Source organism: Corallococcus interemptor, from assembly GCF_003668875.1.
GTDB classification, from domain to species: domain Bacteria; phylum Myxococcota; class Myxococcia; order Myxococcales; family Myxococcaceae; genus Corallococcus; species Corallococcus interemptor.
This window is the reverse complement of record NZ_RAWM01000260.1, coordinates 1-1,583: the sequence shown is the minus strand read 5'-3', so window position 1 is coordinate 1,583 and position 1,583 is coordinate 1. Positions and strand designations below refer to the sequence as shown.

General features: G+C 68.1%; 1 protein-coding gene. It reads right to left on the bottom strand.

Going from position 1 to position 1,583, the window contains the following annotated elements; translation table 11 throughout:
* Positions 1-17: 17 nt before the first annotated feature.
* Positions 18-1,478, bottom strand: a complete 1,461-nt coding sequence (gene tnpC / locus D7X96_RS38960; protein ID WP_120553218.1) for an IS66 family transposase — start codon at positions 1,476-1,478, stop codon at positions 18-20.
* Positions 1,479-1,583: the final 105 nt, after the last annotated feature.

Sequence of the window (1,583 nt, the reverse complement as noted above, 5' to 3'; positions counted from 1 at the left end):
GGTAACCGTTCACCGGCTCATGCTGCGTTCGCGAACTGAGGAGCCTCCGCGAGAGGCAGCAGCGAGGGTGGCGGTAGGCCCCGACGGTGCGTGCGCAGCGTGTCCGTCAGGAAGTCCAGCACACCCCGCTCTTGTCGCTTGAGCGTGGAGACCGCGGTGAAGATGCGCTCAATGAAGCGGCTGCCCTCGGGGCCTTGCGTTCCGAATGACGTCTTGCGGTACATGACGGCGTGGCGGATGCACTGCTCACCGAAGTTGTTCGTCGGCTCGATGCCGGGCACATCGACAAACGTCCAAAGGCACTCCTCCAACTGGAGGATTTCTCGCGCCATGCCCGCCGTCTTCTTCTCCGCGCGCGCCTCGGCCTGACGCAGCCGCCGGCCCACCGTGCGCCGCACCTTCTTCATCCGCTGCTCGAAATCCGATTGAGCCAGGGTTCCGTCGCGCACCCGATGCCACCACTTGAAGAAGCGGTTGCGCTCACGCATCAACCGTGTGCCCAGACGACCGCCCTCGCCTCCGCGGTCGATGAAGCCTTGGAAGTCGCGTGTGAGATGGCTCCAGCAAAGTTGGCGCAAGCCCTTGTCATACCAGTCATACCCGCTCCACCTGTCCGTGGTGAGGATGCCCAGGAAGTCCTTCCCCAGCAGGGCTTGGGCTACCTTGCCGCTACGGTTTCGCGCGATGTGGAACACCACCACCCGGGCCGTGGCTGCCACCCACAGCCATGCACGATGGCCCCGGCCCTCCTTGCGCCCCTCCACCCATCCCGTCTCGTCCGCGTGGGCCTTGTCGGCCGCCTGCACATACGCGCGGGCCCCGGCCACCGCTGGGGCCAGCGCGTCAGTCATCTCCCCTTCGAGATTCACCACGCTGCCCACCGACACGTCCACGCCCAGCATGTCCGAGAGGGCGTCCTTCACCAGCCGTCTGGACAGCCGGTACTTGCCCACCAGTAGACTCGCCAACGCTCCCAGTCGCTCGCCGAAGGCGCTGCGCGCGTGCGCGGGCACGGGCTCCCGCGTCAGCGTGCCGCACGCGCCGCACGCCAGCGCATGGCTGCGGTACTCGGTGACGATGGCTGACAGCGGCGGCACCTCCACCACCTGGTGGCGGCGCGGCTCGCAGTCCCTTCCCACCAGCCGCCGCCGACAGCCCTTGCACTGACGGGGCACCAGCTCGACGACGTGCTGCACCGCCTCGGGCGGCAGCAAGCGCCGCTCGTGTTTCTTGTGCCCTGGCTGACCACCGGGGCCGCGGCCCGTACGCTTCTTCGGCGGGCGCGGCGTACCTGGGGCATCCGAGGAGGGCGGCTTCGAGGAGTTGCTTGAGTTGAGACCCAGCCGCTCCTTCAACTGCCGGTTCTCTTCACGCAACTGCCGGTTCTCTTCCTCCAGGTGCGCGATGCGCTTGAGCGCCGCTTCCAGCAGCGCCTCCAGCTTTGCAATTCGCACGTCCCTGGGGTCGAGTCCCGCCACGAGTGGCGGTGTGCCACTCCGCGGCCCCCGCCGTCGAGCGCCGTCCCGCCCACCGTCCGCTGCCCGGCAGTCCCTTCAAGCAGCCTCCAGCCGGTGAACGGTTAC